General features: G+C 37.6%; 5 protein-coding genes. All 5 read right to left on the bottom strand.

What is annotated here, in order from left to right; all coding sequences use genetic code 11:
* Window positions 1–42 precede the first annotated feature (42 nt).
* Window positions 43–837, bottom strand: a complete 795-nt coding sequence (locus tag KO361_05265) for a cation diffusion facilitator family transporter (GenBank protein ID MCC7574976.1) — start codon at window positions 835–837, stop codon at window positions 43–45.
* 5 nt (window positions 838–842) lie between these two features.
* Window positions 843–1,310 carry a hypothetical protein gene (locus KO361_05260; protein MCC7574975.1) on the bottom strand — a complete coding sequence of 156 codons (468 nt, stop codon included), beginning with the start codon at window positions 1,308–1,310 and terminating at the stop codon, window positions 843–845.
* 45 nt (window positions 1,311–1,355) lie between these two features.
* Window positions 1,356–1,742, bottom strand: a complete 387-nt coding sequence (locus KO361_05255) for a DUF302 domain-containing protein (protein ID MCC7574974.1) — start codon at window positions 1,740–1,742, stop codon at window positions 1,356–1,358.
* 76 nt (window positions 1,743–1,818) lie between these two features.
* Window positions 1,819–2,343 carry a hypothetical protein gene (locus tag KO361_05250; protein ID MCC7574973.1) on the bottom strand — a complete coding sequence of 175 codons (525 nt, stop codon included), beginning with the start codon at window positions 2,341–2,343 and terminating at the stop codon, window positions 1,819–1,821.
* An 82-nt stretch (window positions 2,344–2,425) separates the two neighbouring features.
* A complete protein-coding gene (locus tag KO361_05245; protein MCC7574972.1) occupies window positions 2,426–2,839 on the bottom strand; it encodes a transcriptional repressor in 414 nt (137 codons plus the stop codon).
* Window positions 2,840–3,021 lie beyond the last annotated feature (182 nt).

Here is a 3,021-nt window from a genome sequence, read left to right as displayed (position 1 = left end):
TTTTTTTGAGTTGTATGTTCATGCGAATGTGCCATGCTCTGTCTATTTACCAAGTTTCAATATCCTGAAAGCCCCCCTGACCACGATTAAAAATACAATTGCCCCAATGATTAAATCGGGATATTTTGATTGGGTCAACAATACCAAAACACCTGCAAGGATAACGCCCGTATTGATAATAATATCGTTTGATGTAAAAATCATGGTAGCTTTCATGTGTGCTTCTTTGCTCTTTGACTTTTGCAACAGATATAGACAAACTGAATTCGCAATCAATGCCAGTATTGATACAATTATCATGGTTTGAAAATCCGGCACCTCTTCAAAACTGATAAACCTACGTATTACTTCTACGAGGCCTATCAGTGCCAATGCCAGTTGAAAATAGCCACTTAGTCGGGCTACTTTTTTCTTGCGGGTTACAGTTGAGCCAACTGCCCAAAGGCTTAGGCCATAAACCAACGCGTCTGCCAGCATATCCAGTGAATCGGCAACCAGGCCCATAGATTTTGAAATAAAACCTGTGGTAATTTCAATGAGAAAAAAAGCAAAATTGATAATCAGAACTGTCCAAAGCAGTTTCGATTGTACTGATGAATCGTCCTTGAATTCATCCTGTTGGACAACAATGGTTTCTTTGTGTTCCGTGCCCAATTTGAGTTCTTTAAGGTGTTTTTCGATTTCCTCATTTTCTTCGGAATGAAACACGGTGAGCTTCCGGTTTTCAATATCGAACACCAAACTTTTAATTGTGGAAAGCCCTTCCAGCTTCATCCTGATAAGGGATTCTTCGGAAGGGCAATCCATTTTGCTGATGGTAAATACAGATTTGAACATGTTAACTATTCTTTATGTAACACCACGTTTAACGGAATAAAGACACCTACTTTCAAGCCCCAATTAATATCATCAACAGGTGTAAACAGGAATACAAAGGCATTTCCCACGTTACCCAATTTGAAATTGGGGCCGGTCTGAAGTATGAATTTTTTTTCATCAATCATATACTCTTCCGCCAAAACCCACGATACAGGAATCTTTTTGTCGAAGCCGACAAACCAATATTCGTTAAAATTGTAGATGGCGTTGGCAAAGGGCGTGTATCCTACCGAAAGATAGGTTTTATTATTAAACATGGCGCCTAACTCGGTATGGATACGTGTTATTTCCGTCTTGTTACCGTCAAAATCGTACATCACAAAAGGGTTAACACGTACCCCAGCAATTACTTTTAACCGTTCGCCCTCCTGTGCATCCACGGTGAATAACCAGAAAAGTACGAGGGTTAATAATAACAGTAGTTTTCTCATTTTATTAATTTTTTAAGATGTTTGTAACATTTATCTTATACAACATTAAAGATTCTTAATCACCTTTTCAAGTTTCGACCTGATTTCGCCAGCAATTTCACTTAATTTGTCATTTTCAACCGCCAGCATCGAAGCCAACGGGTCAATGGCAGCTACTTCTGTTTTGCCATTGTCCAGTTCCTGCAAAATTACATTGCAGGGTAGCATAGCACCAATTTTGTCTTCAGCTTGTAGTGCTCTATGGGCAAATGGAGGATTGCAAGCCCCTAAAATCCGGTATTTTCTGAAATCGATATTTAGTTTCTTTTTTAATGTGGCCTGCACATCAATTTCGGTCAATACCCCGAAACCTTCTTTTTTCAGTTCTTCAGTAACTTTTTCTACTGCTTCTTCAAAAGCATAATCCGTAGTTTTTTCAAAATAGTATTTCATATCATGTGATTTTAAAAATTATTTAAAAAAATGAAACACCAAAGTGGTAAAAATTGGTGTTTCATTACCGCTTCATTTACCAGCAATTATTACGAAACGACATCATCATTTGCCTGCGTGAGTTCATGTCCATATTACCGGCATACCAGCAGTTTTCCGACATATCCCACCAACTGTAATTATTGTTGTTAAAGTAGGTAAGCTGCTTTTCAGTGAGAAGTTCTTTTACCTGAACTTTTGTTTCCAAATTGATGTCTTCAATTTTTTCTTCCTTAACCCTGATACTGCTCCTCAATGATTTTACCTTTTTAACATCCAGGTCGGGATTTGAATTTGCTGCCTGGTATTCCATCCTTAAATTGCGAAGCTCGTTTTCAATCGGCAGCTTTTTCTCGTAACTGTTTTTACGTAGCTCATTGATTTCCGTAATTTGTTCGGCTGATAAGGCATATTCCGCCGGGGTGTTGTAATTCCACCATTGGGCATCAGCGGTTGCCGACCAATTTGAGTTACAACAATGCGGCTGCGCCATTGCCTGCGATGCAGAAAAAATAATTAATCCCGCGATAAAAAAAGTCAATTTAAAATTTCTTGTTTTCATAACAAATAATTTTTAATGTTAAACATTCCAATAATTTCAACATCAAAATTACCAATAAGTTAGTGCAACACTATTGCAAAGTTTAATCACAGCGTGGACACACGCCGTTAATAATGAATTGCGCATTATCATAGGTGTATCCTTCAGGCAGTTTAATGTTGGGAATTGGAAGTTCTTTCATGCAACGTGTCCTGCCACAGCGCGTACAATAAAAATGAACATGCAGGTCATGTATATTACATGTACAATCCTCATCACAAACAGCATACTTCACCGAGCCTGAACCATCATCAACTGTATGCACGATGAAATTGTCTTCAAATGTTTTTAGCGCCCGGAAAATGGTTGAACGCTCCACTTTTTCAAATCGTTGCTCCAAATCTGCCAGGCTCAACGCTTTGCCCGAATCAGTAAGTGTTTTGTAAACCAATGTCCGCATGGCTGTTGGTTTGACGTTTTTCGATTCAAGTTTCTTTTCAATTTCATTATTATCCATTCCTACAAATATTTATGAGACAAATATTATTCGACGCTTTTATACCCCAAATTTACATAAAAATGTTTAATAACCTTACGGGATTTATCTTTACAACTTCAATTGCTGTACTACCCACATCTTTAATTACTTGACTCCTTCAAATACTTCAAAATAATTGGAATTGTTCTGAATTGTAAATT

It is taken from the genome of Candidatus Woesearchaeota archaeon (genome assembly GCA_020854775.1).
Lineage (GTDB): Archaea > Nanobdellota > Nanobdellia > Woesearchaeales > 21-14-0-10-32-9 > 21-14-0-10-32-9.
This window is presented reverse-complemented; position numbering and strand designations above follow the sequence as displayed.

What these genes read in the sequence shown, in the direction of transcription:
- KO361_05265 (MCC7574976.1), bottom strand. Translation starts at nt 837, where the DNA reads ATGTTCAAATCTGTATTTACCATCAGCAAAATGGATTGCCCTTCCGAA.
- KO361_05260 (MCC7574975.1), bottom strand. Translation starts at nt 1,310, where the DNA reads ATGAGAAAACTACTGTTATTATTAACCCTCGTACTTTTCTGGTTATTC.
- KO361_05255 (MCC7574974.1), bottom strand. Translation starts at nt 1,742, where the DNA reads ATGAAATACTATTTTGAAAAAACTACGGATTATGCTTTTGAAGAAGCA.
- KO361_05250 (MCC7574973.1), bottom strand. Translation starts at nt 2,343, where the DNA reads ATGAAAACAAGAAATTTTAAATTGACTTTTTTTATCGCGGGATTAATT.
- KO361_05245 (MCC7574972.1), bottom strand. Translation starts at nt 2,839, where the DNA reads ATGGATAATAATGAAATTGAAAAGAAACTTGAATCGAAAAACGTCAAA.